The organism is Halopseudomonas sp. 4NH20-0008 (assembly GCF_057548395.1).
Genome location: NZ_BAAJMD010000018.1, coordinates 1 through 24,129, shown reverse-complemented (window position 1 = coordinate 24,129; position 24,129 = coordinate 1). Strand labels below are relative to the sequence as shown.

The following is a 24,129-nucleotide window of genomic DNA, read 5'->3' as shown; positions in this document are numbered from 1 at the left end:
CATCCTATTCAAATCTGAGTTTGTCGTTCAGGCGCTGGAGTACCCGGCGGCCTTGCTGATCCAGCCGGGCCAGGACGAACAGGCCACTGATGGCAACCACCATCCCGGCCATGGTCGGGACGGTTGCCCGCGAGACCCCTGCAGCCATGGCGCGCGGATTGCCATTGCCACTCAAGGCCATGACATCGAAGACCTGAATCATGCCGCTGACCGTACCCAACAGCCCCAGCAAAGGACATAGCGCAATCAGCACCCGTACCATCGGCATGGCCTGCTGCAAGCGCAGTTGCGCGCGTGACAACCAGGCCGCACGAATATGCTTCGCCACCAGGCTGTCTCGATCCTGCCGGGCCAGCCAGCGCTGCTGCAGGGCCTTGGCTTCACGGGGGAAGACCCGGGCCTGGTACCACAGCCGCTCAAGCATAAGGGTCCACAGCAGCACACTGGCAAACAGGATGCTCCACAGCACCCAACCGCCACTGTCAAGAAAGTCCCTGAGCTGCCAGAACGCTTCAGGCATCCTGCTTGTCCTCGCCACCCAGGTGCAAGGCAATCAGGCCGGCACTTTGCTGCTCCAGCAGCTGGATCAGAGCCTTGCTACGCGCCGCCACCAGGCTGTGCATGAACAGCAACGGAATCGCCACTATCAAGCCCAGAACCGTGGTTACCAGGGCCTGGGATATCCCGCCGGCCATCAGTTTAGGGTCACCGGTACCAAACAGCGTGATGGACTGGAAGGTCGCAATCATGCCGGTTACCGTGCCCAGAAGTCCCAACAGCGGCGCCACGGCGGCGAGCAGCTTGATCAACCCCTGCCAGCGCTCCAGTGCCGGTGTTTCCTTGAGAATGGCCTCGTCCAGTTTGAGTTCGAGGGTATCCAGTTGCTCCAGTCGCGGACGGCTGCCAATGACACCCAACACCCGCCCCAGGGGGTTATCCGTACGCAGTTGGTCCAGATCATCAATCTGCTGATCAACCCGGCGCTGCACCCGATGCAGCCAGGCCAGGCGCCCCAGCGCCAACAACAGGCCCAAGACTCCCAACAACAGAATCACATAACCGACCACGCCACCCTGGTGAATGCGCTCGAGCAGACTCGGAGTCTGCTGCATTTGCGCCAGCACGGTGCCACGGGTCGGGTCCAGATTCAGATCAGCCAGCCCGCTGCGCTGCGCACTGAAATCGTCGATCAAGCCACGTTCGGCTGGCTGTCTGGCGGCCACTTGCAAGTGCCCCTGATCCGGCTGATAGAGCAAGTAATCCTCACCCTGCAATGCTACAAAAGGGCCAACCAGTATGACCGGCAACTGTTGCTGCTGACCATCACGACCGACTACCGTGGTTTCCAGTCGACTGACCCGACCACTGGCATTCATGTCTTCCAGCAGGTGCAGCCAGAACTGCTCGAGGCTGCTGGTGGTCGGGATGTCACGGCTTTCACTGAGCGCATCGAGCTGCTCCAGTCGATGCGGGAAGGCCACATTAAGCTGCGAGTCCAGCCACTGACTGCGCGTGTCGCCGGCGCTCTGACGCACCACGCCGAACAATTCTCCCAGATTGCCACTGCGCTGCTGTAATTGTGCGCGGGCCTCGGCAATAGCCTGCTCCTGTTGCTCAAAAGCGGCGGTCAAACGCTCCGATTCAGCCTTGACGCCGGCCATTGCCTGTTCCGCTTCGCGCAGACGTTGTTGCTGCTGATCGCGCTCAGCGACAAATTGCGCCTCCCGTTCGCGCATCAGTGCCTGCTCGCTACTGCGCAGCTCACGTACCTCGCGCAGCAACTGATCGATGCTCTGCGGCTGTGCGCTGACCAGCAGGGGCATCATTGCCAGACCGATAAAAGCAAGCCAGGTTTTCATTCTGCACCTCGCAGTTCAGTGACAGGCGGCAAGGGCAAACGCAGCATGACCGGGGTCTGTTGCTGACGGGCAATGTTCAAGCCCTGTTCAAGGGTGCGCCGGTAGCTGCTCGGCAAGCCGATCCAGGCACCAGACTGCGGATCCCATACCCCCTGCTCGCGGCCATCCAGCGTCTGGTAAAACAGCATCAAGCGGCCGACGCGAAGAAAATCCACCAAGCGCGACTGTTGATCTTCATCCAGCGTGCCGCGCCAGGCTTCCACGGTGCGGCCGTAATCACTTTCAATCTGATAGGCCTCAATCAACCGCCGAAACTTTTCCGCCACACTGGCATCGGCACGCTGCATCAGAACACGCAACTGCTCGACCCGCGCCGTCCGCTCCTGCATCTGAAAGGGCAAATCCAGAGCGATAAACTGCTCCAGGGTATCGAGCATGCGCTGCATCAAGGGCAACAGTGATTGCTGGGTGCCTTCAATACTGTCCAGCTGGCTCTGCAGACGCTGCAGCTCAGTCTGTTGACTGCTGACCATCTCGGCCAGCCTGGCGTTGTAATCAACCAGTAACTCGCGCTGCAGCAGCGCCTGCCGGTAACGCTGCACCGCTTCCCGCGTAGCATCATCCAGTGCTTCTACACGACGCTGCGAGGCCTCCGCCTCGCGCTGCAACGCCTGACTCTCCGTCAGTGGGCGGTTGATCGGTTCCTGTGCCAACACCATAGCCGGCAAACAGAGCAGCAGTAACACACTGACCGCTTTCATAGGGTCTCCAAAAAGCTTGCCTTCAAAAACAATAAAAGAGAAGCATTATCATTTGTAGCGCTATCAGCGGTCAAGCCAAGACTGCAGCTGTGACAGCCTGTCGCAGTCCGCCAGCGCTTCCCTTGCTCCAGATCAATAACCCACTTCGTTGCCGTCACTACCATAGCCCCATCAACCTACCGCAAGGAGACATCATCCATGTCACGCTTTACTACTCAACTGGCCGCCGGCCTTCTGCTTGCCCCTGCCCTGCTGGCTGCCTCCGTAGTCCAGGCCCACCAGACTGGCGACGCTATCGTCCGTGTTGGCGTGGTTGCCGTTGACCCGCAGGAAAACAGTGGCAACGTCATTGTCGGCGGCGCCAATACCGGGCTGGAAGTGGGCGTCGACAGCAATGTACAGCTGGGCATCACCGGCACTTACATGCTGAGCGATAATCTGGGCATTGGCATCCTGGGCGCCACCCCGTTCAGTCACAGCATCAATCTGAATGGCGTGGGCAAGCTGGCCGATATCAAGCACCTGCCACCGACTGTGACCCTGCAATATTTCCCTATGGCTGCCGGCTCAGTCCTGCAGCCCTATGTTGGCGCTGGTCTGAACTACACCACCTTCTTCAGCGAAGACTTTACCTCGTCCAGCGAGGCCGGTGGCTTCAGTGGCTTGTCACTCAGCGACTCCTGGGGGCTGGCGCTGGAAGCGGGCGTGGATTACAAGTTGTCCGAGAAAATGCTGCTTAACGCCTCGGTCTGGTATGTTGATATCGAGACAGAGGCCACCTTCAGGCTCAACGGCGTGAAGAGCAAGGTCGACGTCGAGATTGATCCGATGGTTTACATGGTCAGCCTTGGCTACATGTTCTGAGCGTCTGTCACACAAACCGAAACGGCCGCTTATGCGGCCGTTTTCGCTTTCAACACATTATTAGTCGAACTGCCTGAGTAGCTCGGACAGTTGGCTGCGCCAGGCCCGCGGCTTGATGCCGAAACTCATCAGCACTCGGCGGGACGCCAATGCCGCGTTTTGCGGCTCCCAGGCCGTATCGGTTTGCTGATCAAAGGGAACTGATCGGATCAACGGGTCATGGTCCAGTCGCTTACTGGCCATCAACTCCTGGGCCAGACTTTTGGCAAAGCTGATCCAGCTGGATACTTCACTGCTGCCGTAGTGATAGACACCATACAAGGGTGCGGCACAATCCAGCTGCTTCAGCAGCGCCATGATAACCCGCGCCGCATCGGCCACGGGCGTTGGGTTGCCGCGCCATTCTTCCGCGAGCAAGACCGGCTGTTTGCTGCACAATTGGCCGATCAACTTGCCCAGTTGCCCGTCAGCAGAACTGTCCAGCAGCCAACTCAGGCGCAACAGCAGGTGGCGCTCACAGCTGGCCTGCAACCGGCCCTCCAACTCACCTTGCAGTTTGCCAAGGGCATCTCCCGGTGCCAACTCGTCCTTTTCCACATAGGGACTTTGCTTCAGACCGTCAAACACACGGGCACTGGACAGCTGCAATAGCAGTGTGTGTCGCTCGGCACATTGCTTGATCAGCACAAGATTGAAATCGCGGATGCACGCCAGCGTGGCATCGTCGCAACTGCCCAGCTGAAACTGCTCATGGCAGTAAGTCAGATTAACCACGCAATCCGGCCTGTGCGCAGCAAAGAGCGCGGCCAGCTCAGACGACTGCCAGCCGCCGACCGGGGTTTCCGGTGCAGCAACAGCTATCCCGTCCTGGGCGGCCAGTTGCACGACAGCCTGCCCCAGAAGGCTGTCTGCACCCAGCAGCATGATGCGCATCCGCATGCCGTTTTCCTGATTACGTGTTAGTTGATAGACACACATTGTGCAGTGACTGCGCGCCGACGTCACGCCCCCTGAATGCTCAGGTGTAACTGATCATCGACTGGCGCTCATTGCTATCCAGATGCGGCACCGTATTGAAGCTGCTCAGACGCATGTTGTGGCTATTGAAGACACAGTGAATCAGCGCCGTGTTACGGGTCTGCAGATTCAGCTCAACCATGGTTTCGCTGGGCGCCTGCAGCAGCTGCCGAACCAGCATGGCAATCGCACCGCCGGAACTGACCGCAAGCAGACGCTTGCCTTTGTACTGCTGTTGTATATGTGCGCGGACCGAGTCAAGCCGATGCTCAAAGTGCTCCCAGGTTTCCGGCAGGTCACCCTGCAGCTCGCCGCGCGACCACAGCACGATGGCGCGCTTTAAGCGCTTGAAAAAGTCTGCCACGGCCGGCTTGTCGGGTAAGGCTTCAGCCGGGAACTGCGCCAGATAGGCATGCAGTATGGCGTGAAAATCGAATTCGTTGAGTTCCCGAAACACCTCAAAGCGCACAGCATCCAGGCCCAGGCCAGCACAGATGCCTTCGGCGGTTTCCCGGTGGCGCACCATGTCGCCAGTCAGTATGTGGTCAAACTGCATGTTGCGCTGCTGGAAATACTCCCCCAGCAGACGCGCCTGCTGATGGCCGAGGGGTGAAAGCTGGTCATAATTGCTTGAGCCAAAGGAAGCTTGGCCATGGCGCACAAAGTAGATCTCGGACATCAGATAATCGTCCTTGCTGTAGACAAAATAAAACCCGGCGGGCGGGATGAAGAACCATCCTCGACCAAACCGGGTTTAGCGAACAGCGTTATCTCAGAACGGAATATCGTCATCAAAGCTGTCGTAATCCGGAGCAGCCTGTTGCGGTGCCTGCTGAGCCGGTTGCGGCGCCGACTGCGGGGCCGGGCGCTGCTGCTGCGGACGGCTTTGACCTGCCGCCTGTTCGCCGCCACCAGGACGGCCATCCAGCAGCTGCATCTGACCGCCCATATCTACCACCACCTCAGTGGTGTAGCGCTTGACGCCATCCTTTTCCCATTCGCGGGTTTGCAGGCGACCTTCAATATACATTTTCGAGCCCTTGCGCACGTACTCGCCAACCACCTCGGCAATGCGGCCAAAGAACACTATCCGATGCCATTCCGTGCGTTCCTGCTGCTGCCCGGTCTGCTTGTCCTTCCAGCTGTCGCTGGTGGCGAGGGTGACGTTGGCAACGGCATTACCATTGGGCAGGTAGCGGACTTCGGGGTCACCCCCAACGTTACCAATCAGAATTACTTTGTTGACGCCTCTGGCCATTATTCTTCTCCTGATATGCGGGACGGGCTCAGACCGGATTGACAACCCGGTCCAGGGCCTGAGCATCCAGCACCTGTGAATCGACTTTTAAATAGACGGCGACCTCTTCGGCCACCACCACCGCTTCCACTACCCCCGGCACCGCCAGAATCCGCTGAGGCAAGGCCTGATCCCCAAGCAAATGGGCAGCCAAAGGCATACGATAACTTGTCACATAGGGCGGTTCGCCCATGGTAACACCAATCACCCACCATGAAAGCGCCAGCAGCATGCAGCAGAGGAAAACCCCGCCCACGCCCCAGACCCCGAACACCGCACCACCGAGCACGCCGCCCAGAGCGGCACCTGCAAACTGACTGGTGGAATAAATCCCCATGGCCGTCCCCTTGGCGCCAGCCGGTGCAATCTTGCTCAACAGCGAGGGCATGGTCGCCTCAAGCAGGTTAAAGCCAACAAAGAACAGCACAATCGCCGCCACCAGCCAGGGCAAGGACGACGTGCTAAGCCACAGAACCGGTTGCACCAGGGCCAACAGCAGAATGGCACCCAGGACCACACGCTTCACCTGACGCTGGCGTTCGGCGTAAATAATGAACGGCACCATGGCAAAAAATGACAATAACAAGGCGGCCAGATATACCCACCAATGTTCCTCGCGGGGTAACCCGGCCTGTTCCTGCAAGGCCAGGGGGATGGCAACAAAACTGGCCATCAGAATGGCGTGCAGTACCGCTATACCGTAATTGAGTCGCAGCAGATCTGCATTATGCAGACTAGCCATAAAGGCACCCTTGGCCACGCCAGCCTCACGGTGCGGAAAAGCCATGGTCGGATTGGGCACCACCCAGAGCACCAGTACGATACCTATCAGAGCCAACAGGCTTGTGACCAGAAACACCCCCTGCAGCCCGGCCATGCCAGCAATAACCGGTCCGGCCACCATGGCCACGGCAAAGGACAGACCGATACTCATACCGATCAAAGCCATGGCCTTGGTCCGATGCTGCTCACGGGTCAGGTCGGCGACCAGGGCCATGACCGCCGCCGCAATAGCACCGGCACCCTGCAGAATACGACCTGCAATTACTCCGGCCATGCTGTCGGCTTGCGCCGCCAGCAAACCACCCAGGGCAAACAGAACCAGTCCGCCGATAATCACCGGCTTGCGGCCAATGCGATCCGACAGCATGCCAAAGGGAATTTGCAGAAACGCCTGGGTCAGGCCATACGCACCAATAGCGATACCGATCAGCAGCGGTGTTGCGCCGCTCAAGCTATCACTGTAGGTGGCCAGTACCGGCAGGACCATGAACAGCCCAAGCATGCGAAAGGCAAATACGGCCGCCAGCGAGCTGGCGGCGCGCTGCTCGGCTGATGTCATTCTGTCGGCCTGAGGCATGATGGGTCCTGATTCTGGAAAAGCGCGAATTCTAGCACGCTTCATTCGCTCGGACAGTGGCTGTCCACCCGCGGTTACCGACACGTCTGGTTGCAAAGCGGCGCGCGAATAACCGGATTGAGGTCATGTGGCTTTTGCCGGTGTTGGCGTCGACAACGTATACTATGCGGCTTTGCTGGCTGCCGGGTAAATGTACTGTGGATACCATCCTGATTCGTGGGGCTCGCACCCACAACCTGAAGAACATTGACCTCGATCTGCCGCGCGACAAGCTGATTGTGATTACCGGGCTGTCCGGGTCCGGCAAGTCCTCACTGGCCTTTGACACGCTTTACGCTGAAGGCCAGCGCCGCTATGTGGAATCGCTCTCGGCTTACGCCAGGCAGTTCCTGTCGATGATGGAAAAGCCCGATGTCGATCATATCGAAGGCCTGTCTCCAGCGATTTCCATCGAACAGAAGTCCACTTCGCACAACCCACGCTCCACGGTCGGCACCATCACCGAGATCTACGACTACCTGCGCCTGCTATTTGCCCGGGTCGGTATTCCACGCTGCCCGGACCATGACCTGCCGCTGGCGGCACAAACCGTCAGCCAGATGGTGGATCAGGCACTGGCCTTGCCCGAGGGCAGCAAGCTGATGCTGCTGGCACCTGTGATGCGCGAACGCAAGGGTGAGCATCTGGCGCTGTTTGACGAGCTGCGTGCTCAGGGTTTCGTGCGTGCCCGCATCAACGGCCGCATCCATGATCTGGACGAAGCCCCGGCACTGGAAAAAAACCGCAAGCACACCATCGAAGTGGTGGTTGACCGCTTCAAGGTACGTGAAGACCTGCAACAGCGGCTGGCGGAATCCTTTGAAACCGCACTGAACCTGGCTGACGGCATCGCCATCATTGCCCCCATGGATGGCCAAGAAGGCGAGGAACTGACCTTCAGCGCGCGCTTTGCCTGCCCGCAGTGCGGCCATTCGATCAGTGAGCTGGAACCCAAGCTGTTCTCCTTCAACAACCCCGCCGGCGCTTGCCCTACCTGCGACGGCCTGGGCGTCAAACAGTTCTTTGATACCCGACGGCTGGTCAACAGCGAGCTGACCCTGGCGGAGGGTGCGATACGCGGCTGGGACCGACGCAATGTCTACTACTTCCAGATGCTCAGCTCACTGGCCGACCACTATGGTATGTCACTGGACATTCCCTTTGCCGATCTTGACCCCAAGCATCAGCAGAAGGTACTGCACGGCACCGGCACCGAGCTGGTCAGCTTTCGTTACCTGAATGACCGCGGCGATATCGTCAAGCGTGAGCACCCCTTCGAAGGCATTGTGCCCAATCTTGAGCGCCGTTATCGCGAGACAGAGTCACAAAGCGTGCGTGAAGAGCTGGCCAAGTATCTGAGTACGCAGCCCTGCCCATCTTGCAGTGGCAGCCGCCTGCGCCGCGAAGCCCGTCACGTGTTTATCGATGGTCGTAACCTGCCTGGCGTCACCACGCTGCCGGTCGGTGAGGCCGCCGAGTATTTCAGTCAACTGCACCTGGACGGCAGCCGCGGTGATATTGCTGAAAAGATTCTCAAGGAAATCCGCGCGCGCCTGATGTTCCTGGTCAATGTCGGGCTGGATTACCTGTCGCTGGATCGCAGTGCAGATACCCTTTCAGGCGGTGAAGCCCAACGTATCCGTCTGGCCAGCCAGATTGGTGCGGGTCTGGTCGGCGTCATGTACATCCTAGATGAGCCCTCGATTGGTCTACATCAACGGGATAACGAGCGTCTGTTATCGACCCTGATTCACCTGCGCGACCTAGGCAATACAGTTATCGTCGTTGAGCATGACGAAGATGCCATTCGCCTGGCCGACTATGTGGTGGATATTGGTCCCGGAGCTGGCGTACATGGCGGCCAGATTGTCGCCCATGGCACGGCTGAAGAGGTCATGAACAACCCGGCCTCGCTGACCGGCAAGTACCTGTCCGGCAAGGTCAAGATTCCCGTCCCGGCCAAGCGCAACGCGCCGAAAAAAGACAAGTGGCTGAAGCTGCACGGTGCCTGTGGCAACAACCTGCACAAGGTCAATCTGGATATTCCGGTTGGCCTGATGACCTGCGTCACCGGGGTCTCCGGTTCGGGCAAATCAACCCTGATCAACAACACTCTGTACCCGATTACCGCCACAGCCCTGAATGGTGCGACGACCCTCGAAGCCGCGCCCTATGAGAGCTTCGACGGCATGCAGCACATTGACAAGGTAGTGGATATTGACCAGAGCCCGATCGGCCGCACACCGCGCTCCAACCCGGCTACCTATACCGGACTCTTCACCCCGATTCGTGAGCTCTTTGCCGGCACCCAGGAAGCCCGCTCGCGTGGCTACAAGGCGGGCCGCTTCTCTTTCAATGTCAAGGGCGGACGCTGTGAAGCCTGTCAGGGCGATGGCCTGATCAAGGTCGAAATGCACTTCCTGCCGGACATCTATGTGCCCTGCGATGTCTGCAAAAGCAAGCGCTACAATCGCGAAACCCTGGAAATCAAATACAAGGGCAAGAATATCCATGAGGTTCTGGAGTTCACCATCGAGGAAGCCCGCGAGTTCTTCGATGCTGTCCCAGCGCTGGCGCGCAAGCTGCAGACCCTGATTGATGTGGGCCTGTCCTACATTCGCCTTGGCCAGTCAGCCACGACCCTGTCCGGTGGTGAAGCACAACGCGTCAAGCTGGCCCGCGAGTTGTCCAAGCGCGATACCGGCAAGACGCTATACATCCTCGATGAGCCCACTACCGGGCTGCACTTTGCCGATATTCAACAGTTGCTCGACGTACTGCACCGCTTGCGCGACCACGGTAATACGCTGGTGGTTATCGAGCACAACCTCGATGTGATCAAGACTGCTGACTGGCTGGTTGACCTCGGACCCGAGGGTGGCTCGAAGGGCGGCTACATTATTGCGACCGGAACGCCGGAGCATGTCTGTACTATCGAGGCATCCTACACCGGCAAGTTCCTAGGGCCTTTGCTTGAGCGAGATCGCGACTAAATCCATAAGCTGCAAGCTGCAAGCTGCAAGCTGCAAGCACAATTATAGGCTGGGCTTTGGGCTTTGGGCTTTGGGCTTTGGGCTTTGGGCTTTGGATTTAAGCTTGAGGCTTGAAGCTTGAGGCTCAGCGCTAGCGCTGCTGAAGGCACAAAAAAACCGGACACAAGGTCCGGTTTTTTCTAACGCGTTGCTATCACTCTTCGCTGGCAGCAGCCAGGTCAGGGCGATCAACCAGCTCGACGTAGGCCATGGGCGCAGCATCACCAGCGCGGAAACCGCACTTGAGGATACGCACATACCCGCCGGGACGGTCTGCATAACGCTTGCCCAGGTCATTGAACAGCTTGCCAACAGCTTCTTTGCTGCGGGTGCGGTCAAATGCCAGACGGCGATTGGCGACTGTATCTTCCTTCGCCAGGGTGATCAGAGGCTCGGCTACACGGCGCAATTCCTTGGCCTTGGGCAGAGTGGTTTTGATCAGTTCGTTCGCGAACAGCGACACCGCCATGTTCTGGAACATGGCCTTACGGTGTGAGCTGGTCCGACTCAGGTGACGACCACTTTTACGATGACGCATCTCTCAATTCCTCGGTGTCGAGACGATTAGGCCGAAACCTTGTCGTCCTTCTTCAAGCTTGCAGGCGGCCAGTTGTCCAGACGCATACCCAGTGACAGACCACGTGAGGCCAGAACATCCTTGATCTCTGTCAGGGACTTCTTGCCCAGGTTCGGGGTCTTCAGCAACTCCACTTCGGTACGCTGGATCAGATCGCCAATATAGTAAATATTTTCGGCCTTCAGACAGTTGGCTGAACGTACTGTCAGCTCAAGGTCATCTACCGGACGCAACAGGATCGGATCAATTTCGTCTTCCTGCTGCTCAACAACAGGCTCGTTGTCACCTTTCAGGTCAACGAAGGCGGCCAGCTGCTGTTGCAGAATGGTCGCTGCACGACGGATAGCTTCTTCAGCATCCAGCGTACCGTTGGTTTCCAGATCGATAACCAGCTTGTCCAGGTTGGTACGCTGCTCAACACGCGCGCTTTCAACAACATAGGCCACGCGGCGAACCGGGGTATAAGTCGCATCAAGCTGCAGACGGCCAATCGAACGACTTTCATCGTCATCGGACTGACGCGCATCAGCAGGCTCATAACCACGGCCACGGGCCACGGTCAGTTTCATGCTCAGCGAACCGTTGTCAGACAAGGTTGCAATCAGGTGATCAGGGTTGATGATCTCGACATCGTGATCCAGCTGAATATCAGCTGCAGTCACCTGGCCCGGACCTTTTTTGGTCAGGGTCAGGGTCACATGATCGCGGCCATGCATCTTGATCGCCAACCCTTTCAGGTTGAGCAGGATCTCGATGACATCTTCCTGAACACCTTCAATGGCGCTGTATTCATGCAAAACGCCGTCGATTTCCGCCTCTACCACAGCACAACCGGGCATGGAGGAGAGCAGGATGCGACGCAACGCATTGCCCAGGGTATGACCAAAACCACGCTCCAAAGGCTCAAGAGTGATCTTGGCACGTGTGGGTGAGGTTTCCTGTACGTCAATATGACGCGGTGTTAGAAACTCGGTAACCGAACTTTGCATGGGGGCACCTTTTGCTGTCTGTCACTTACTTGGAGTAGAGCTCGACGATCAGGTTTTCGTTGATGTCGGCATACAGATCACTCCGTGAGGGCAGGCTTTTAAAGACACCTTCCTTCTTGGCTGAATCAACTTCCAACCACTCGGCTTGACCGCGCTGGGCAGCAAGTTCCAGAGAGCTGTTGATTCGCAACTGGTTCTTGGCCTTTTCACGCACGGCAACAACATCACCGGGAGAAACCAGGTAAGAAGCAATGTTCACAGTCTTGCCGTTAACGCTGATTGCCTTGTGGGACACCAACTGGCGCGACTCGGAACGGGTTGCACCAAAGCCCATACGGTATACAACGTTATCAAGACGACGCTCGAGCAGTTGCAGCAGGTTCTCGCCGGTTGCGCCCTTCAGACGGGCAGCTTCCTTGTAATAGTTGCTGAACTGACGCTCAAGAACGCCATAGATGCGACGTACTTTTTGTTTCTCGCGCAGCTGGGTGCCGTACTCTGAGAGACGACCACGACGCTGACCATGCACACCAGGAGGGGTTTCCAGGTTGCACTTTGACTCGAGGGCGCGGGCGCCGCTCTTGAGGAACAGGTCAGTGCCTTCGCGACGAGACAGTTTACACTTGGGACCAATATATCTAGCCATTTCCGTCTCCTGGTTACACGCGGCGCTTTTTAGGCGGGCGACAGCCGTTATGTGGGATGGGGGTGACATCGGTGATGCCGCTGATCTTGTAACCACAAGAGTTCAGCGCACGCACAGCCGATTCACGACCCGGGCCTGGGCCCTTCACATTAACGTCGAGGTTTTTCAAGCCGTATTCCAAAGCAGCCTGACCAGCACGCTCCGCTGCAACCTGAGCAGCAAAGGGGGTGCTTTTACGCGAACCACGGAAACCGGAACCACCAGAAGTCGCCCAGCTCAGAGCGTTGCCCTGACGGTCGGTAATGGTAATGATGGTGTTGTTGAAAGATGCATGGATGTGGGCGATCCCATCAACCACCGTCTTTTTTACTTTCTTACGTACACGAGCAGCAGGCTTAGCCATATCTGTATATTCCTTCGCGATTACTTACGGATCGGCTTGCGCGGACCCTTACGGGTACGAGCATTGGTCTTGGTGCGCTGACCGCGGACCGGCAGGCCCTTACGGTGACGCAGACCACGGTAGCAACCGAGATCCATGAGACGCTTGACGTTCATGTTGATCGCACGACGCAGGTCACCTTCAGTGTTCGACTTGCCCACTTCGGTGCGCAGCAGATCAACCTGCTCCTCGCTGAGATCCTTGATTTTTGCTTCTGGCGCAATGCCAGTCGCGGCACAGATTTGCTGTGCCTTGGTTTGACCGATACCAAAGATATAGGTCAAAGAGATAACAGTATGTTTGTTATCCGGGATGTTGACGCCTGCAATACGGGCCATCCAAATTTACTCCGTCTGACAGCTACCTGACTCAACCAAAAGTTCACAGGTTGTGTGAAAAAGGGTGCAGTAGGGTAGCGCTAACAAATATAAAAATCAACCACCCGACCATTAATTGGCCGGGTGGCGGTTATCCTGAGACGTAGTCGACAATCAGAGCGGTTAGGGAATTAACCCTGGCGCTGCTTGTGACGGGGCTCAGCTGCACAAATCACACGAACGCTACCATTGCGACGGATGATCTTGCAGTTACGGCAAAGCTTCTTGACCGATGCTCCAACTTTCATAACTGACTCCTAGAACCTGTCAGCTCAGCGCAGCATATTGCTGCCGCCATAGCCTTTGAGGTTGGACTTTTTCAAAAGAGACTCGTACTGCTGAGAAACGAGGTGCGATTGTACTTGTGACATGAAGTCCATCACAACCACAACAACGATCAACAGTGAAGTTCCACCCAGATAGAAGGGCACATTGGCCGATACCACCAGGAACTGCGGCAACAAACACACCGCGGTCATGTACAGGGCTCCGAACATGGTCAGGCGTGTCAACACACCATCAATGTATCGGGCTGACTGCTCACCCGGACGAATACCCGGAATGAAAGCACCTGACTTCTTGAGATTTTCGGCCACATCCTTCGGGTTGAACATCAAGGCTGTATAGAAGAAGCAGAAGAAAATGATCCCCGCACTAAACAGAATGATATTCAGAGGCTGACCAGGAGCCAGAGACTGGGAGATGCTTTGCAGCCAACCCAAACCCTCGCCTTGACCAAACCAGGTACCCAATGATGCTGGGAACAGCAATATGCTGCTGGCGAAAATTGCCGGAATAACACCGGCCATATTGACCTTGAGGGGCAAATGACTGGTTTGAGCGGCAAACACCTTGCGACCCTGTTGGCGCTTGGCATAGTTGACGGTAATACGTCTCTGGCCACGCTCGACAAAGACCACAAAGGCAATCAACGCGACTGCCAGGAAGGCGATTGTAATCAAGGCAAAGATGTTGATATCACCCTGACGGGCCGCTTCGAAAGACTGACCAACAGCACTCGGCAGACCTGCAACAATACCGGCAAAAATCAGCATCGAAATACCGTTACCAATACCGCGCTCGGTAATCTGCTCACCCAGCCACATCATGAACATGGCGCCCGATACGAAGGTGGTAACCGCAATAAAGTAGAAACCAAACCCGGTATTGAAAGCCACGCCCTGACTGGCCAGGCCCACAGACATGCCGATGGCCTGAATGAAGGCAAGAACCAATGTCAGGTAACGCGTGTACTGGCTGATCTTGCGTCGACCAGACTCACCTTCCTTCTTCAGCTGTTCCAGGGTGGGATTCACTGCCGTCATCAGCTGCATGATAATCGATGCAGAAATGTACGGCATGATGCCCAGAGCGAAGATACTCATCCGCTCCAGGGCACCACCCGAAAACATGTTGAACAGGCTAAGTATGGTGCCCTCATTCTGTCTGAACAGATCAGCCAGACGATCAGGGTTGATACCAGGGACCGGGATATGCGCCCCGATCCGGTACACGATGATCGCCAGGAACAGAAAGCGCAAGCGCCCCCACAATTCCGTTAGGCCGCCTTGCTTGATTCCTGAGAGAGCGCCTTGCTTAGCCATTTATTCCTCGTACTTGCCGCCAGCTGCTTCAATTGCTGCACGCGCACCTTTGGTGGCCATCAGCCCTTTGACATTGACCGCTTTGGTCACGTCGCCAGAGAGGACGATCTTGGCACGTACAAACTTGTTGCCAATGATATTGGCATCCTTGAGCGCCTGCAGGTCAATGACGTCAACGTCCAGCTTGTTCAGCTCACTGGTACGAATTTCGGCAGTTACCATGGCAATCTTGGAGGTAAAACCAAACTTTGGCAGACGGCGGTGCAAAGGCTGCTGACCACCCTCGAAACCAGGGGCTACTGTGCCACCGGAACGAGAAGTCAAACCCTTGTGGCCGCGACCAGCGGTCTTACCCAGGCCGCTACCGATACCGCGACCGACGCGATGCTTCTCGCGACGGGCGCCCGGTGCGGAACGCAGATCATTCAGTTTCATGTCTTAACCCTCTACCCGAACCATGTAGGAGACCTTGTTGATCATCCCACGAACGGCTGGCGTATCTTCGACCTCGACAGTGTGGCCGATGCGACGCAGACCCAGACCCTTGACACAGAGTTTGTGGTTCGGCAGACGTCCGACGACGCTCTTGAACAGGGTCACTTTAATTGTTGCGTTAGCCATGTCAGCTTACCCCACGATGTCTTCGACGGTCTTGCCACGCTTGGCCGCAACAGACTCGGGCGACTGCATGGATTTCAGGCCCTTGTATGTGGCCTGAACGACGTTGACCGGATTAGTGGAACCGTAACATTTGGCCAGTACGTTATGTACGCCAGCTGCTTCGAGGACGGCACGCATGGCACCACCGGCGATAACACCGGTACCCTCGGAAGCAGGCTGCATGTATACCTTGGAGGCACCATGAGCAGCCTTGACCGGGTACTGCAAAGTGGTCCCGTTAAGGTCCACCTGGATCATGTTACGACGTGCAGCTTCCATGGCCTTCTGGATTGCAGCAGGCACTTCACGCGCCTTGCCACGACCAAAACCCACGCGACCTTTGCCATCGCCGACTACAGTCAGTGCGGTGAAAGCGAAGATACGACCGCCTTTTACTACCTTGGCAACGCGGTTTACCTGAACCAGTTTCTCAATGTAACCTTCGTCGCGCTTTTGCTCGAAATTAGCCATAGCTCTACCCTTAGAATTCCAGCCCGCCTTCACGAGCGGCGTCGGCAAGCGCTTTCACGCGGCCATGATACTTGAAGCCGGAACGGTCGAAGGAGACCTGAGTTACACCGGCGGCCTTGGCGCGCTCTGCAACCAGCAGACCGACTTTCTTGGCAGCTTCGATATTGCCCGTGCTGCCACCACTGCGCAGACTGGCGTCCAGCGTGGAAGCGCTGGCCAGAACCTTGGCGCCATCAGCCGAGATCACTTGTGCGTACATGTGCTGCGAAGAACGGTACACGCACAGACGTACGGCTTCCAGCTCGCGCTGCTTGAGACGCGAACGGCGAGCGCGACGGAGACGAATAACTTTTTTATCGCTCATTTTGCTATGCCCTACTTCTTCTTGGCTTCTTTACGACGCACGATCTCATCGGCGTAGCGAACACCCTTGCCCTTATAGGGTTCGGGACGACGGAAATCACGAATTTCCGCGGCTACCTGGCCGACCAGCTGTTTGTCGATACCTTTGATGATGATGTCAGTCTGACTCGGAGTTTCGGCAGTAACGCCATCCGGCAGCTGGTATTCGATGGGATGGGAGTAGCCCAGCGCCAGGGACAGAGTCTGCCCTTTGGCTTGTGCCTTGTAACCCACACCAACGAGTTGCAGCTTGCGCTCGAAACCTTGAGACACACCAACAACCATGTTGTTGACCAGGGCGCGGGTTGTACCGGCCATGGCCATGTTGACGCTGCCAGCACGGGCGGCAAAGCGCAGCTCGCCATCTTCCTGGACAACCTCAACCTGAGGGTGCAGGTTCAGATCCAGGCTGCCTTTGGCGCCTTTGATCGAGAGTTCCTGACCGTTCAGTTTAACTTCTACACCCTGTGGTAATTTGACAGGGTTCTTAGCGACGCGAGACATCGTAACCCCCTATCAGAATACGGTACAGAGCACTTCACCGCCGATACCGGCAGCGCGAGCAGCACGATCAGTCATCACACCCTTGTTGGTGGAGACAATCGACACGCCCAATCCACCCTTGACCTTAGGAATCTGGTCAACGGACTTGTACTGGCGCAGACCGGGACGGCTTAAGCGCTTGATATCTTCAATTACCGGCCTGCCCTCGAAGTACTTCAGCTCGATAGACAGAACAGGCTTTGCATCGCCCTGTACGTCATAACCGGCTACGTAACCTTCTTCTTTCAATACTTTGGCGACAGCCACCTTCAGCTTTGCCGAGGGCATGCTGACACTGGACTTTTCAGCCATCTGGGCATTACGGATGCGGGTCAGCATATCTGCTAACGGGTCCTGCATACTCATGGGCTTTGTGCTCCTGAAACTGAGTAATTAAGGTCTGGTTTACCAGCTGGCTTTAACCAGACCGGGGACGTCACCGCGCATAGCTGCTTCACGCAACTTGATACGGCTCAGGCCAAACTTGCGATATACACCGTGCGGACGACCAGTGATGCGGCAGCGGTTACGCTGACGAACCGGGCTGGCATCGCGCGGCAGTTTCTGAAGGGCGACCTGGGCGGACCAGCGCTCTTCGACTGAAGCATTTACGTTACCGATGGTGGCCTTGAGCTCGGCGCGCTTGGCGGCGAACTTGGCAACCAGGCGGCTACGCTTGGCTTCACGATTCTTCATACTGACTTTAGCCATGACCTACTCCTAGTTACGGAACGGGAATTTGAATGCACGCAGCAGAGCGCGGCCTTCATCGTCCGTCCGTGCAGTTGTGGTCAAGGTAATGTCCAGACCACGCAGGGCATCGATCTTGTCGTAATCGATTTCCGGGAAAATGATCTGTTCCTTGACGCCCATGCTGTAGTTGCCACGACCATCAAAGGACTTGGCATTCAGGCCACGGAAGTCACGAACGCGTGGCAGGGAAATCGCCAGCAGACGGTCCAGGAATTCATACATCTGCTCACGACGCAGAGTCACCTTGACACCAATCGGCCAACCGTCACGAATCTTGAAGCCGGCAATCGACTTGCGAGCGTAAGTGACGATGCCCTTGCGACCGGAAATCTTCTCCAGGTCAGCCAGTGCGTTTTCGATGATCTTTTTGTCGCCAACAGCTTCACCAAGACCCATGTTAAGGGTGATTTTGGTGATTTTCGGTACTTCCATCACGTTCTTCAGGCCCAATTCTTCCTTGAGCTGTGGAACGAGAGTAGTCCGGTAGTGTTCTTTCAATCTTGCCATGGTAAGCACCTAGATTCTCAAGCGTCGACGGCTTTTTGGGTCGACTTGAAAATACGAACCTTCTTACCGTCTTCGACCTTGAAGCCGACGCGGTCGGCCTTGCTGGTCTCAGGGTTGAAGATTGCCACGTTGGAGACGTGGATTGGCGCCTCCTTTTCAACAATACCGCCTTGCGAACCAGCCATGGGATTTGGCTTGGTGTGCCGCTTGATAATGTTGACGCCGGAAATCAGCAGACGCTGATCAGCCAGGACCTTGAGGACCTTGCCGCGCTTGCCTTTATCCTTGCCGGCGATGACGATAACGTCGTCTTCACGTTTAATCTTTTGCATGACCGGGCTCCTTACAGCACTTCGGGCGCGAGGGATACGATCTTCATGAACTGCTCATTACGCAGTTCACGTGTCACTGGCCCAAAGATGCGGGTACCGATCGGCTCATTCTTGTTATTGAGCAGAACGGCGGCGTTGCCATCGAAACGGATCAGCGAACCGTCGGTACGGCGTACGCCGTGACGAGTACGCACGATGACCGCGTTGAGCACCTGGCCTTTCTTTACCTTACCGCGTGGAATCGCTTCCTTGACGGTAACTTTGATGATATCGCCAATGCCGGCGTAGCGACGGTGAGAACCGCCCAGAACCTTGATACACATAACGCGACGTGCACCACTGTTATCAGCCACTTCCAGCATGGATTGAGTCTGAATCATAACTTTCTCCGACCCTTGAAAATTCCGCTAAACGCGCGGGGCTTATACTTGCGCCGCGCGCTCGTCGATCTGCACCAGGGTCCAGCTCTTGGTTTTGGCCAAGGGACGGGTTTCCTTAATGGTGACGGTATCGCCGATGCGGCATTCGTTGTTCTCATCGTGCGCGTGCAACTTGGTCGAGCGCTTCACGTACTTGCCGTACAGTGGGTGCTTAACCTGACGCTCGATGAGCACGGTGATGGTTTTATCCATCTTGTCACTGACCACGCGGCCAGTAACGCTACTAACTGTTTTGGTCTCGGCCATGATCACTTACCACCTTTCTGGTTGAGCACGGTCTTGACTCGAGCAATATCACGCTTGGCCTGCTTCAGCAGGTGGCTCTGACCGAGTTGACCGGTTGCCTTCTGCATGCGCAGATTGAACTGGTCGCGCAGCAGGGTGAGCAGCTGCTCGTTCAGCTGCTCGGCAGATTTTTCACGAAGTTCTGTCGCTTTCATCACATCACCGTCCGCTTAACAAAGGTGGTAGCGAGAGGCAGCTTGGCAGCGGCCAGGGCAAATGCCTCGCGCGCCAGCTCTTCGGAAACACCTTCAATCTCATACAGGACTTTGCCAGGCTTGATCTGGGCAACCCAGTACTCGACATTACCCTTACCTTTACCCATCCGAACTTCCAACGGTTTCTTGGAGATTGGCTTGTCAGGGAAAACACGGATCCAGATCTTACCGCCACGTTTAACGTGACGGGTCAAGGCACGACGTGCTGCCTCGATCTGACGCGCGGTCAGACGACCACGACCCACAGCTTTCAGTGCGTATTCGCCAAAGCTCACCTTACTACCGCGCAATGCCAGGCCACGGTTGTGGCCGGTCATCTGCTTGCGGAACTTCGTACGCTTGGGTTGTAACATGTGCGTACCCCTTACTTAGCAGCTTTTTTCTTGGGAGCGGCAGTTTTGGTTTCTTCGGGCATACCACCAATAATCTCGCCCTTGAAGATCCAAACCTTGACGCCAATCACACCGTATGTGGTGTGGGCTTCAGCCGTTGCGTAATCGATGTCGGCGCGCAGGGTGTGCAGTGGCACACGACCTTCGCGGTACCATTCGGTACGGGCGATTTCGGCGCCGCCGAGACGGCCGCTAACCTGAATCTTGATACCCTTGGCACCAATCCGCATGGCGTTCTGTACGGCGCGCTTCATGGCACGACGGAACATCACACGACGCTCGAGCTGCTGAGCAACGCTTTGTGCTACCAGGGCACCGTCGAGTTCCGGCTTGCGGATTTCTTCGATGTTGATGTGCACAGGCACGCCCATCTGCTTGGTCAATTCCTGACGCAGCTTCTCGACATCCTCGCCCTTCTTGCCAATCACGATACCCGGACGGGCAGTGTGAATGGTGATCTTGGCGGTTTGTGCCGGGCGCTGAATATCAACGCGGCTGACCGAAGCAGCTTTCAACTTGTCCTGAACGTACGCACGTACTTTCAGATCTGTATTCAGATAGTCCGCATAGGTGCGGCCTTCTGCGTACCACACCGAAGTGTGTTGTTTAACAATACCGAGGCGAATGCCTGTCGGATGTACTTTCTGACCCATGTGATCGACTCCTACTTGTCAGCAACCTTGACCGTGATATGACAAGACCGCTTAACGATGCGATCAGCGCGGCCTTTGGCACGCGGCATGATGCGCTTCAGAGAGCGACCCTCGTTGACAAACACGGTGGACACCTTCAGGTCATCCACGTCTGCGCCATCATTGTGTTCGGCGTTGGCAATAGCCGACTCGAGCACTTTCTTGATGACTTCAGCGGCCTTCTTGTTGCTGAATTTCAGCAGGTTCAGGGCCTCATCCACTTTCTTCCCGCGGATCTGGTCGGCAACCAAACGCGCTTTCTGGGCAGAGAGGCGGGCGCCTTTATGTGTAGCGGCAACTTCCATCTTCCTAACCCCTTAGCGCTTGGCTTTCTTGTCTGCAGCGTGACCTTTGTAGGTACGCGTTGCAGAGAATTCGCCTAACTTGTGGCCGACCATGTCTTCGGAAATGATGACCGGTACATGCTGACGACCGTTGTGTACTGCGATGGTCAAACCAACCATCTGCGGCAGAACCATGGAACGGCGCGACCAAGTCTTGATTGGCTTGCGATCGTTCTTTTCTGCTGCAACTTCGACCTTCTTCAACAGGTGAAGATCGATAAAAGGACCTTTCTTGAGAGAACGCGGCACTGTCGTATCCCCTTACTTGCTGCGGCGACGGACAATCATCTTGTCTGTGCGCTTGTTGGACCGAGTCTTGGCACCCTTGGTCGGGAAGCCCCATGGCGATACCGGGTGACGACCACCGGAGGTACGACCTTCACCACCACCGTGCGGGTGATCTACCGGGTTCATGGCAACACCACGAACAGTCGGACGCACACCGCGCCAGCGCTTGGCACCAGCCTTACCCAGGGAACGCAGACTGTGCTCACCGTTGGACACTTCGCCCAGGGTGGCACGGCACTCGCCGAGCACTTTACGCATTTCACCGGAGCGCAGACGGACGGTGACATAGGCACCTTCACGCGCTACCAGCTGAACCGCTGCACCGGCACTGCGAGCAACCTGAGCGCCTTTACCGGGCTTCAGCTCAATCGCGTGAATGGTGCTACCGACCGGAATATTGCGCAGCGGCAGTGAGTTACCTGGCTTGATCGGCGCCTCGGCACCAGAAATAACCTGGTCACCCGCTGATACGCCCTTGGGAGCGATAATGTAGCGGCGCTCACCGTCGGCATACATCAGCAGTGCGATGTGCGCGGTACGGTTCGGATCGTATTCGATACGCTCAACGGTGGCTGGAATGCCATCCTTGTTGCGACGAAAATCGACCAGACGGTAGTGTTGCTTATGTCCGCCCCCACGATGACGTGTGGTGATGCGGCCATTATTGTTACGTCCACCAGTTTTGCCTTGCTTCTCGACCAGGGGCGCATAAGGAGCACCCTTGTGCAGGTCAGAGTTTACGACCTTGACAACGAAGCGGCGGCCAGGGGAAGTAGGTTTACATTTAACAATTGCCATGATTTACCCCTTACTTGTCAGCGCTGGCAAAATCGATGTCCTGACCAGGCTGCAGGCTGACGTACGCCTTCTTCCAGTCATTACGCTTGCCCAGGCCGCGAACGGTTCGCTTGGTCTTGCCTTTAACGTTCAAGGTCGCAACAGTCTTGACCTTGACGCTGAACAGTTGCTCGACAGCCTTTTTGATTTCCAGTTTGGTCGCAGTGGTATCCACCTTGAACACGAACTGGTTCTTGCTGTCAGCCAACACGGTAGCCTTCTCGGACACATGCGGGCCAAGCAGTACTTTGAAAATGCGCTCTTGGTTCATCCCAGCATCTCCTCGAACTTCTTAACAGCAGGTACGGTGATCAGTACCTTGTCGTAAGCGATCAGGCTGACCGGGTCCGAACCCTGAACGTCACGTACATCGACGTGCGGCAGGTTGCGTGCAGCCAGATACAGATTGCTATCCAGGCTGTCGGTAACGATCAACACGTTATCCAGATTCAGTTCATTCAGCTTGCCAATCAGCGCCTTGGTCTTGGGTGCGTCGACAGAGAAGCTCTCGACAACAACCAGACGATCCAGGCGAATCAGCTCGGACAGGATCGAGCGCAGAGCGCCACGGTACATCTTCCTGTTCAGCTTCTGCTCATGGTTCTGTGGGCGTGCTGCAAAAGTGGTTCCGCCCCCGCGCCAGATTGGGCTGCGGATGGTACCGGCACGCGCACGGCCAGTACCTTTCTGACGCCATGGCTTCTTGCCGCCACCGGATACGTCGGAACGGGTCTTCTGCTGTTTGGTGCCCTGACGGCCACCGGCCATGTAGGCAACAACAGCCTGGTGAACCAGAGTTTCATTAAACTCGGTGGCGAAGGTCAGATCGGAAACTTCGATCGCGCTTGCGCCTGCTACATTCAGATTCATGCTTACTCCCCCTTAACCCTTGGCCTTGACAGCCGGGCGGACAATGACGTCGCTACCCGGTGCACCAGGGACAGGACCCCTGATCAGCAGCAGATTGCGCTCAGCGTCAACGCGGACGATTTCAAGAGTCTGCACAGTCACTTGCTCGGAACCCATGTGACCAGCCATTTTCTTGCCCTTGAAAACCCGACCTGGAGTCTGACACTGGCCAATAGAGCCAGGGACGCGGTGGGAAACAGAGTTACCGTGAGTAGCATCCTGACCGCGGAAGTTCCAACGCTTGATCGTACCGGCAAAGCCCTTACCTTTGGACTGACCAGTAACATCAACCATCTGACCCGCTTCAAAAATGCTAACGGTAATTTCGGAGCCAGCAGCAAACTCGCCTTCTTCAAAGCGGAATTCACAGACGCGACGGCCAGCCGCGGTATTGGCCTTGGCGAAATGCCCAGCCATCGGCTTGCTGACGCGGGAAACGCGACGCTCACCAACAGTTACCTGCACGGCTTGGTAGCCATCGGTATCCAGGGATTTAACCTGTGTGACGCGGTTAGGTTCAACTTCTACAACCGTAACCGGTATGGAAACACCATCTTCAGTGAAAACGCGGGTCATACCGCATTTCCGGCCGACTAAACCAATAGTCATCTTGTAAACCTCATGAGTGCACGGGGCTATTACCCGCTATGGCCGCCCATTTCAGGGCGTTACACGACTTATAGCCCCCGTCGTGTGGGCTATCAGCCGAGGCTGATCTGAACCTCAACGCCTGCTGCCAGATCCAGCTTCATCAACGCATCGACAGTCTTGTCGGTGGGCTGAACGATATCCAGAACCCTTTTATGGGTACGGATCTCATACTGATCACGGGCATCTTTATTGACGTGCGGGGAAACCAGCACAGTAAAACGCTCTTTGCGTGTCGGCAAAGGGATCGGACCACGGACCTGAGCCCCAGTACGTTTCGCGGTATCCACGATTTCCTGGGTTGATTGATCTATCAGGCGGTGATCAAAAGCCTTCAACCGAATACGAATCTGTTGGTTCTGCATTTGACCAGAAACTCCAAGCTTCAATTCTTCAGAGCACACCCGAACATCGGGTAGGCCCATCCAAGGGAGGCGCAATTCTACTGATGCCCCAACCCAGTGTCAACCAAAATACAAAAGCCCCCTTGAAAAGGGGGCTTTTGCCTATGGCTTCAGATTATCAGGCGATAATCTTGGCCACTACA

At 56.5% G+C, this 24,129-nt stretch carries 37 protein-coding genes; 2 read left to right on the top strand and 35 right to left on the bottom strand.

Annotated elements, in window-relative coordinates; genetic code table 11:
- Nucleotides 1-4: 4 nt before the first annotated feature.
- The 3 genes from AC27HQ_RS15415 to AC27HQ_RS15405 are packed head-to-tail and all read right to left on the bottom strand — an operon-like array spanning nucleotide 5 to nucleotide 2,620.
- On the bottom strand, nucleotides 5-520 hold the full coding sequence (locus tag AC27HQ_RS15415) for a MotA/TolQ/ExbB proton channel family protein (RefSeq protein ID WP_487157087.1): 516 nt from the start codon (nucleotides 518-520) through the stop codon (nucleotides 5-7).
- The gene (locus AC27HQ_RS15410; protein WP_487157086.1) at nucleotides 513-1,859 is read right to left on the bottom strand and encodes a MotA/TolQ/ExbB proton channel family protein; all 1,347 of its coding nucleotides are present in this window, start codon (nucleotides 1,857-1,859) and stop codon (nucleotides 513-515) included. Before AC27HQ_RS15410 ends, AC27HQ_RS15415 begins: the two co-directional genes overlap by 8 nt.
- Nucleotides 1,856-2,620, bottom strand: a complete 765-nt coding sequence (locus AC27HQ_RS15405) for a DUF3450 domain-containing protein (protein ID WP_487157084.1) — start codon at nucleotides 2,618-2,620, stop codon at nucleotides 1,856-1,858. The genes AC27HQ_RS15410 and AC27HQ_RS15405 overlap by 4 nt, the downstream gene beginning before the upstream one ends.
- 198 nt (nucleotides 2,621-2,818) lie before the next feature.
- Here AC27HQ_RS15405 and AC27HQ_RS15400 point away from each other — a divergent pair, with 198 nt between their 5' ends.
- Nucleotides 2,819-3,484: an OmpW family outer membrane protein gene (locus AC27HQ_RS15400; protein WP_487157083.1), complete on the top strand. Its 666-nt coding sequence runs from the start codon at nucleotides 2,819-2,821 to the stop codon at nucleotides 3,482-3,484.
- A 60-nt stretch (nucleotides 3,485-3,544) separates the two neighbouring features.
- Here AC27HQ_RS15400 and AC27HQ_RS15395 read toward each other — a convergent pair whose 3' ends face one another.
- The 4 genes from AC27HQ_RS15395 to AC27HQ_RS15380 form a co-directional block, all read right to left on the bottom strand.
- On the bottom strand, nucleotides 3,545-4,423 hold the full coding sequence (locus AC27HQ_RS15395; protein ID WP_487157082.1) for a sugar nucleotide-binding protein: 879 nt from the start codon (nucleotides 4,421-4,423) through the stop codon (nucleotides 3,545-3,547).
- A gap of 79 nt (nucleotides 4,424-4,502) precedes the next feature.
- Nucleotides 4,503-5,180, bottom strand: coding sequence for a histidine phosphatase family protein (locus AC27HQ_RS15390; protein WP_487157081.1), 678 nt, complete (start codon nucleotides 5,178-5,180; stop codon nucleotides 4,503-4,505).
- 93 nt (nucleotides 5,181-5,273) lie between these two features.
- Nucleotides 5,274-5,759 carry a single-stranded DNA-binding protein gene (gene ssb / locus AC27HQ_RS15385; RefSeq protein ID WP_487157080.1) on the bottom strand — a complete coding sequence of 162 codons (486 nt, stop codon included), beginning with the start codon at nucleotides 5,757-5,759 and terminating at the stop codon, nucleotides 5,274-5,276.
- 28 nt (nucleotides 5,760-5,787) lie between these two features.
- The gene (locus AC27HQ_RS15380; protein WP_487157079.1) at nucleotides 5,788-7,158 is read right to left on the bottom strand and encodes an MFS transporter; all 1,371 of its coding nucleotides are present in this window, start codon (nucleotides 7,156-7,158) and stop codon (nucleotides 5,788-5,790) included.
- Between the two features lie 197 nt (nucleotides 7,159-7,355).
- Between AC27HQ_RS15380 and uvrA the strand changes: the two genes are divergently transcribed.
- Nucleotides 7,356-10,190: an excinuclease ABC subunit UvrA gene (uvrA, locus tag AC27HQ_RS15375; protein WP_487157078.1), complete on the top strand. Its 2,835-nt coding sequence runs from the start codon at nucleotides 7,356-7,358 to the stop codon at nucleotides 10,188-10,190.
- 193 nt (nucleotides 10,191-10,383) lie between these two features.
- On the opposite strand, the gene rplQ is transcribed toward uvrA, so the two are convergent.
- The 28 genes from rplQ to rpsJ all read right to left on the bottom strand — a co-directional run bounded on the left by rplQ (nucleotide 10,384) and on the right by rpsJ (nucleotide 23,947).
- Complete coding sequence (gene rplQ, locus AC27HQ_RS15370; RefSeq protein WP_487157077.1) at nucleotides 10,384-10,767, bottom strand: 50S ribosomal protein L17; 384 nt, start codon at nucleotides 10,765-10,767, stop codon at nucleotides 10,384-10,386.
- A 26-nt stretch (nucleotides 10,768-10,793) separates the two neighbouring features.
- Nucleotides 10,794-11,795, bottom strand: coding sequence for a DNA-directed RNA polymerase subunit alpha (locus tag AC27HQ_RS15365; RefSeq protein ID WP_487157076.1), 1,002 nt, complete (start codon nucleotides 11,793-11,795; stop codon nucleotides 10,794-10,796).
- A 25-nt stretch (nucleotides 11,796-11,820) separates the two neighbouring features.
- Complete coding sequence (gene rpsD, locus AC27HQ_RS15360; protein ID WP_487157075.1) at nucleotides 11,821-12,441, bottom strand: 30S ribosomal protein S4; 621 nt, start codon at nucleotides 12,439-12,441, stop codon at nucleotides 11,821-11,823.
- A 13-nt stretch (nucleotides 12,442-12,454) separates the two neighbouring features.
- A complete protein-coding gene (rpsK, locus tag AC27HQ_RS15355) occupies nucleotides 12,455-12,844 on the bottom strand; it encodes a 30S ribosomal protein S11 (protein WP_022962893.1) in 390 nt (129 codons plus the stop codon).
- A 20-nt stretch (nucleotides 12,845-12,864) separates the two neighbouring features.
- Complete coding sequence (gene rpsM / locus AC27HQ_RS15350; RefSeq protein ID WP_487157074.1) at nucleotides 12,865-13,221, bottom strand: 30S ribosomal protein S13; 357 nt, start codon at nucleotides 13,219-13,221, stop codon at nucleotides 12,865-12,867.
- Nucleotides 13,222-13,391: 170 nt separating this feature from the next.
- Nucleotides 13,392-13,508 carry a 50S ribosomal protein L36 gene (gene rpmJ / locus AC27HQ_RS15345; protein ID WP_150279295.1) on the bottom strand — a complete coding sequence of 39 codons (117 nt, stop codon included), beginning with the start codon at nucleotides 13,506-13,508 and terminating at the stop codon, nucleotides 13,392-13,394.
- A gap of 24 nt (nucleotides 13,509-13,532) precedes the next feature.
- Entirely contained in the window at nucleotides 13,533-14,864 is a 1,332-nt protein-coding gene (gene secY / locus AC27HQ_RS15340) for a preprotein translocase subunit SecY (protein WP_487157073.1), read from the bottom strand.
- On the bottom strand, nucleotides 14,865-15,299 hold the full coding sequence (gene rplO, locus AC27HQ_RS15335) for a 50S ribosomal protein L15 (RefSeq protein ID WP_487157072.1): 435 nt from the start codon (nucleotides 15,297-15,299) through the stop codon (nucleotides 14,865-14,867). It abuts the gene before it with no gap.
- Between the two features lie 3 nt (nucleotides 15,300-15,302).
- The gene (gene rpmD / locus AC27HQ_RS15330; protein WP_487157071.1) at nucleotides 15,303-15,485 is read right to left on the bottom strand and encodes a 50S ribosomal protein L30; all 183 of its coding nucleotides are present in this window, start codon (nucleotides 15,483-15,485) and stop codon (nucleotides 15,303-15,305) included.
- A 6-nt stretch (nucleotides 15,486-15,491) separates the two neighbouring features.
- Nucleotides 15,492-15,995, bottom strand: a complete 504-nt coding sequence (gene rpsE / locus AC27HQ_RS15325) for a 30S ribosomal protein S5 (RefSeq protein WP_487157070.1) — start codon at nucleotides 15,993-15,995, stop codon at nucleotides 15,492-15,494.
- Nucleotides 15,996-16,005: 10 nt separating this feature from the next.
- Complete coding sequence (gene rplR / locus AC27HQ_RS15320; protein WP_487157069.1) at nucleotides 16,006-16,359, bottom strand: 50S ribosomal protein L18; 354 nt, start codon at nucleotides 16,357-16,359, stop codon at nucleotides 16,006-16,008.
- An 11-nt stretch (nucleotides 16,360-16,370) separates the two neighbouring features.
- Nucleotides 16,371-16,901, bottom strand: coding sequence for a 50S ribosomal protein L6 (gene rplF, locus AC27HQ_RS15315; RefSeq protein WP_487157068.1), 531 nt, complete (start codon nucleotides 16,899-16,901; stop codon nucleotides 16,371-16,373).
- A 12-nt stretch (nucleotides 16,902-16,913) separates the two neighbouring features.
- The gene (rpsH, locus tag AC27HQ_RS15310; protein WP_487157067.1) at nucleotides 16,914-17,306 is read right to left on the bottom strand and encodes a 30S ribosomal protein S8; all 393 of its coding nucleotides are present in this window, start codon (nucleotides 17,304-17,306) and stop codon (nucleotides 16,914-16,916) included.
- A 39-nt stretch (nucleotides 17,307-17,345) separates the two neighbouring features.
- Nucleotides 17,346-17,651: a 30S ribosomal protein S14 gene (gene rpsN / locus AC27HQ_RS15305; protein WP_487157066.1), complete on the bottom strand. Its 306-nt coding sequence runs from the start codon at nucleotides 17,649-17,651 to the stop codon at nucleotides 17,346-17,348.
- A gap of 9 nt (nucleotides 17,652-17,660) precedes the next feature.
- Entirely contained in the window at nucleotides 17,661-18,200 is a 540-nt protein-coding gene (gene rplE / locus AC27HQ_RS15300) for a 50S ribosomal protein L5 (RefSeq protein ID WP_487157065.1), read from the bottom strand.
- 17 nt (nucleotides 18,201-18,217) lie between these two features.
- The gene (gene rplX, locus AC27HQ_RS15295; protein WP_487157064.1) at nucleotides 18,218-18,532 is read right to left on the bottom strand and encodes a 50S ribosomal protein L24; all 315 of its coding nucleotides are present in this window, start codon (nucleotides 18,530-18,532) and stop codon (nucleotides 18,218-18,220) included.
- An 11-nt stretch (nucleotides 18,533-18,543) separates the two neighbouring features.
- Entirely contained in the window at nucleotides 18,544-18,912 is a 369-nt protein-coding gene (gene rplN, locus AC27HQ_RS15290; RefSeq protein ID WP_096348042.1) for a 50S ribosomal protein L14, read from the bottom strand.
- A gap of 42 nt (nucleotides 18,913-18,954) precedes the next feature.
- Nucleotides 18,955-19,218, bottom strand: a complete 264-nt coding sequence (gene rpsQ / locus AC27HQ_RS15285; protein ID WP_487157063.1) for a 30S ribosomal protein S17 — start codon at nucleotides 19,216-19,218, stop codon at nucleotides 18,955-18,957.
- Between the two features lie 2 nt (nucleotides 19,219-19,220).
- On the bottom strand, nucleotides 19,221-19,412 hold the full coding sequence (gene rpmC, locus AC27HQ_RS15280) for a 50S ribosomal protein L29 (RefSeq protein ID WP_150302319.1): 192 nt from the start codon (nucleotides 19,410-19,412) through the stop codon (nucleotides 19,221-19,223).
- On the bottom strand, nucleotides 19,412-19,825 hold the full coding sequence (rplP, locus tag AC27HQ_RS15275) for a 50S ribosomal protein L16 (protein ID WP_096348041.1): 414 nt from the start codon (nucleotides 19,823-19,825) through the stop codon (nucleotides 19,412-19,414). The genes rpmC and rplP overlap by 1 nt, the downstream gene beginning before the upstream one ends.
- A gap of 11 nt (nucleotides 19,826-19,836) precedes the next feature.
- The gene (gene rpsC, locus AC27HQ_RS15270) at nucleotides 19,837-20,517 is read right to left on the bottom strand and encodes a 30S ribosomal protein S3 (RefSeq protein WP_487157062.1); all 681 of its coding nucleotides are present in this window, start codon (nucleotides 20,515-20,517) and stop codon (nucleotides 19,837-19,839) included.
- An 11-nt stretch (nucleotides 20,518-20,528) separates the two neighbouring features.
- Complete coding sequence (gene rplV, locus AC27HQ_RS15265) at nucleotides 20,529-20,861, bottom strand: 50S ribosomal protein L22 (RefSeq protein ID WP_022962876.1); 333 nt, start codon at nucleotides 20,859-20,861, stop codon at nucleotides 20,529-20,531.
- 12 nt (nucleotides 20,862-20,873) lie between these two features.
- Complete coding sequence (gene rpsS / locus AC27HQ_RS15260) at nucleotides 20,874-21,149, bottom strand: 30S ribosomal protein S19 (RefSeq protein ID WP_487157060.1); 276 nt, start codon at nucleotides 21,147-21,149, stop codon at nucleotides 20,874-20,876.
- Nucleotides 21,150-21,161: 12 nt separating this feature from the next.
- Nucleotides 21,162-21,986 carry a 50S ribosomal protein L2 gene (gene rplB, locus AC27HQ_RS15255; protein WP_487157059.1) on the bottom strand — a complete coding sequence of 275 codons (825 nt, stop codon included), beginning with the start codon at nucleotides 21,984-21,986 and terminating at the stop codon, nucleotides 21,162-21,164.
- A gap of 10 nt (nucleotides 21,987-21,996) precedes the next feature.
- A complete protein-coding gene (gene rplW, locus AC27HQ_RS15250) occupies nucleotides 21,997-22,296 on the bottom strand; it encodes a 50S ribosomal protein L23 (RefSeq protein ID WP_022962873.1) in 300 nt (99 codons plus the stop codon).
- Complete coding sequence (gene rplD / locus AC27HQ_RS15245; protein ID WP_487157058.1) at nucleotides 22,293-22,895, bottom strand: 50S ribosomal protein L4; 603 nt, start codon at nucleotides 22,893-22,895, stop codon at nucleotides 22,293-22,295. Before rplD ends, rplW begins: the two co-directional genes overlap by 4 nt.
- A 12-nt stretch (nucleotides 22,896-22,907) precedes the next feature.
- A complete protein-coding gene (gene rplC / locus AC27HQ_RS15240; protein WP_487157057.1) occupies nucleotides 22,908-23,543 on the bottom strand; it encodes a 50S ribosomal protein L3 in 636 nt (211 codons plus the stop codon).
- Between the two features lie 92 nt (nucleotides 23,544-23,635).
- Nucleotides 23,636-23,947 carry a 30S ribosomal protein S10 gene (rpsJ, locus tag AC27HQ_RS15235; RefSeq protein ID WP_028614853.1) on the bottom strand — a complete coding sequence of 104 codons (312 nt, stop codon included), beginning with the start codon at nucleotides 23,945-23,947 and terminating at the stop codon, nucleotides 23,636-23,638.
- Between the last annotated feature and the right edge of the window lie 182 nt (nucleotides 23,948-24,129).

Coding starts and splice junctions, on each gene's coding strand:
- rpsQ (WP_487157063.1), bottom strand. CDS start 19,218: ATGGCCGAGACCAAAACAGTTAGTAGCGTTACTGGCCGCGTGGTCAGT.
- rpsH (WP_487157067.1), bottom strand. CDS start 17,306: ATGAGTATGCAGGACCCGTTAGCAGATATGCTGACCCGCATCCGTAAT.
- rplN (WP_096348042.1), bottom strand. CDS start 18,912: ATGATTCAGACTCAATCCATGCTGGAAGTGGCTGATAACAGTGGTGCA.
- rplR (WP_487157069.1), bottom strand. CDS start 16,359: ATGAGCGATAAAAAAGTTATTCGTCTCCGTCGCGCTCGCCGTTCGCGT.
- rplP (WP_096348041.1), bottom strand. CDS start 19,825: ATGTTACAACCCAAGCGTACGAAGTTCCGCAAGCAGATGACCGGCCAC.
- AC27HQ_RS15395 (WP_487157082.1), bottom strand. CDS start 4,423: ATGCGGATGCGCATCATGCTGCTGGGTGCAGACAGCCTTCTGGGGCAG.
- rplB (WP_487157059.1), bottom strand. CDS start 21,986: ATGGCAATTGTTAAATGTAAACCTACTTCCCCTGGCCGCCGCTTCGTT.
- AC27HQ_RS15365 (WP_487157076.1), bottom strand. CDS start 11,795: ATGCAAAGTTCGGTTACCGAGTTTCTAACACCGCGTCATATTGACGTA.
- ssb (WP_487157080.1), bottom strand. CDS start 5,759: ATGGCCAGAGGCGTCAACAAAGTAATTCTGATTGGTAACGTTGGGGGT.
- rplV (WP_022962876.1), bottom strand. CDS start 20,861: ATGGAAGTTGCCGCTACACATAAAGGCGCCCGCCTCTCTGCCCAGAAA.
- rpmC (WP_150302319.1), bottom strand. CDS start 19,412: ATGAAAGCGACAGAACTTCGTGAAAAATCTGCCGAGCAGCTGAACGAG.
- rpmD (WP_487157071.1), bottom strand. CDS start 15,485: ATGGCTAACGCAACAATTAAAGTGACCCTGTTCAAGAGCGTCGTCGGA.
- AC27HQ_RS15380 (WP_487157079.1), bottom strand. CDS start 7,158: ATGCCTCAGGCCGACAGAATGACATCAGCCGAGCAGCGCGCCGCCAGC.
- rplO (WP_487157072.1), bottom strand. CDS start 15,299: ATGAAACTGAATGATCTGCGTTCCGCACCGGGCGCCCGTCGCGAGAAG.
- rplC (WP_487157057.1), bottom strand. CDS start 23,543: ATGACTATTGGTTTAGTCGGCCGGAAATGCGGTATGACCCGCGTTTTC.
- rpmJ (WP_150279295.1), bottom strand. CDS start 13,508: ATGAAAGTTGGAGCATCGGTCAAGAAGCTTTGCCGTAACTGCAAGATC.
- rpsN (WP_487157066.1), bottom strand. CDS start 17,651: ATGGCTAAAGTCAGTATGAAGAATCGTGAAGCCAAGCGTAGCCGCCTG.
- rplE (WP_487157065.1), bottom strand. CDS start 18,200: ATGGCAAGATTGAAAGAACACTACCGGACTACTCTCGTTCCACAGCTC.
- rplW (WP_022962873.1), bottom strand. CDS start 22,296: ATGAACCAAGAGCGCATTTTCAAAGTACTGCTTGGCCCGCATGTGTCC.
- AC27HQ_RS15400 (WP_487157083.1), top strand. CDS start 2,819: ATGTCACGCTTTACTACTCAACTGGCCGCCGGCCTTCTGCTTGCCCCT.
- rpsE (WP_487157070.1), bottom strand. CDS start 15,995: ATGGCTAATTTCGAGCAAAAGCGCGACGAAGGTTACATTGAGAAACTG.
- rplF (WP_487157068.1), bottom strand. CDS start 16,901: ATGTCTCGCGTCGCTAAGAACCCTGTCAAATTACCACAGGGTGTAGAA.
- secY (WP_487157073.1), bottom strand. CDS start 14,864: ATGGCTAAGCAAGGCGCTCTCTCAGGAATCAAGCAAGGCGGCCTAACG.
- rplD (WP_487157058.1), bottom strand. CDS start 22,895: ATGAATCTGAATGTAGCAGGCGCAAGCGCGATCGAAGTTTCCGATCTG.
- AC27HQ_RS15390 (WP_487157081.1), bottom strand. CDS start 5,180: ATGTCCGAGATCTACTTTGTGCGCCATGGCCAAGCTTCCTTTGGCTCA.
- rpsM (WP_487157074.1), bottom strand. CDS start 13,221: ATGGCCCGTATTGCAGGCGTCAACATCCCGGATAACAAACATACTGTT.
- rplX (WP_487157064.1), bottom strand. CDS start 18,532: ATGCAAAAGATTAAACGTGAAGACGACGTTATCGTCATCGCCGGCAAG.
- rpsJ (WP_028614853.1), bottom strand. CDS start 23,947: ATGCAGAACCAACAGATTCGTATTCGGTTGAAGGCTTTTGATCACCGC.
- rplQ (WP_487157077.1), bottom strand. CDS start 10,767: ATGCGTCATCGTAAAAGTGGTCGTCACCTGAGTCGGACCAGCTCACAC.
- AC27HQ_RS15415 (WP_487157087.1), bottom strand. CDS start 520: ATGCCTGAAGCGTTCTGGCAGCTCAGGGACTTTCTTGACAGTGGCGGT.
- AC27HQ_RS15405 (WP_487157084.1), bottom strand. CDS start 2,620: ATGAAAGCGGTCAGTGTGTTACTGCTGCTCTGTTTGCCGGCTATGGTG.
- rpsC (WP_487157062.1), bottom strand. CDS start 20,517: ATGGGTCAGAAAGTACATCCGACAGGCATTCGCCTCGGTATTGTTAAA.
- rpsD (WP_487157075.1), bottom strand. CDS start 12,441: ATGGCTAGATATATTGGTCCCAAGTGTAAACTGTCTCGTCGCGAAGGC.
- rpsK (WP_022962893.1), bottom strand. CDS start 12,844: ATGGCTAAGCCTGCTGCTCGTGTACGTAAGAAAGTAAAAAAGACGGTG.
- AC27HQ_RS15410 (WP_487157086.1), bottom strand. CDS start 1,859: ATGAAAACCTGGCTTGCTTTTATCGGTCTGGCAATGATGCCCCTGCTG.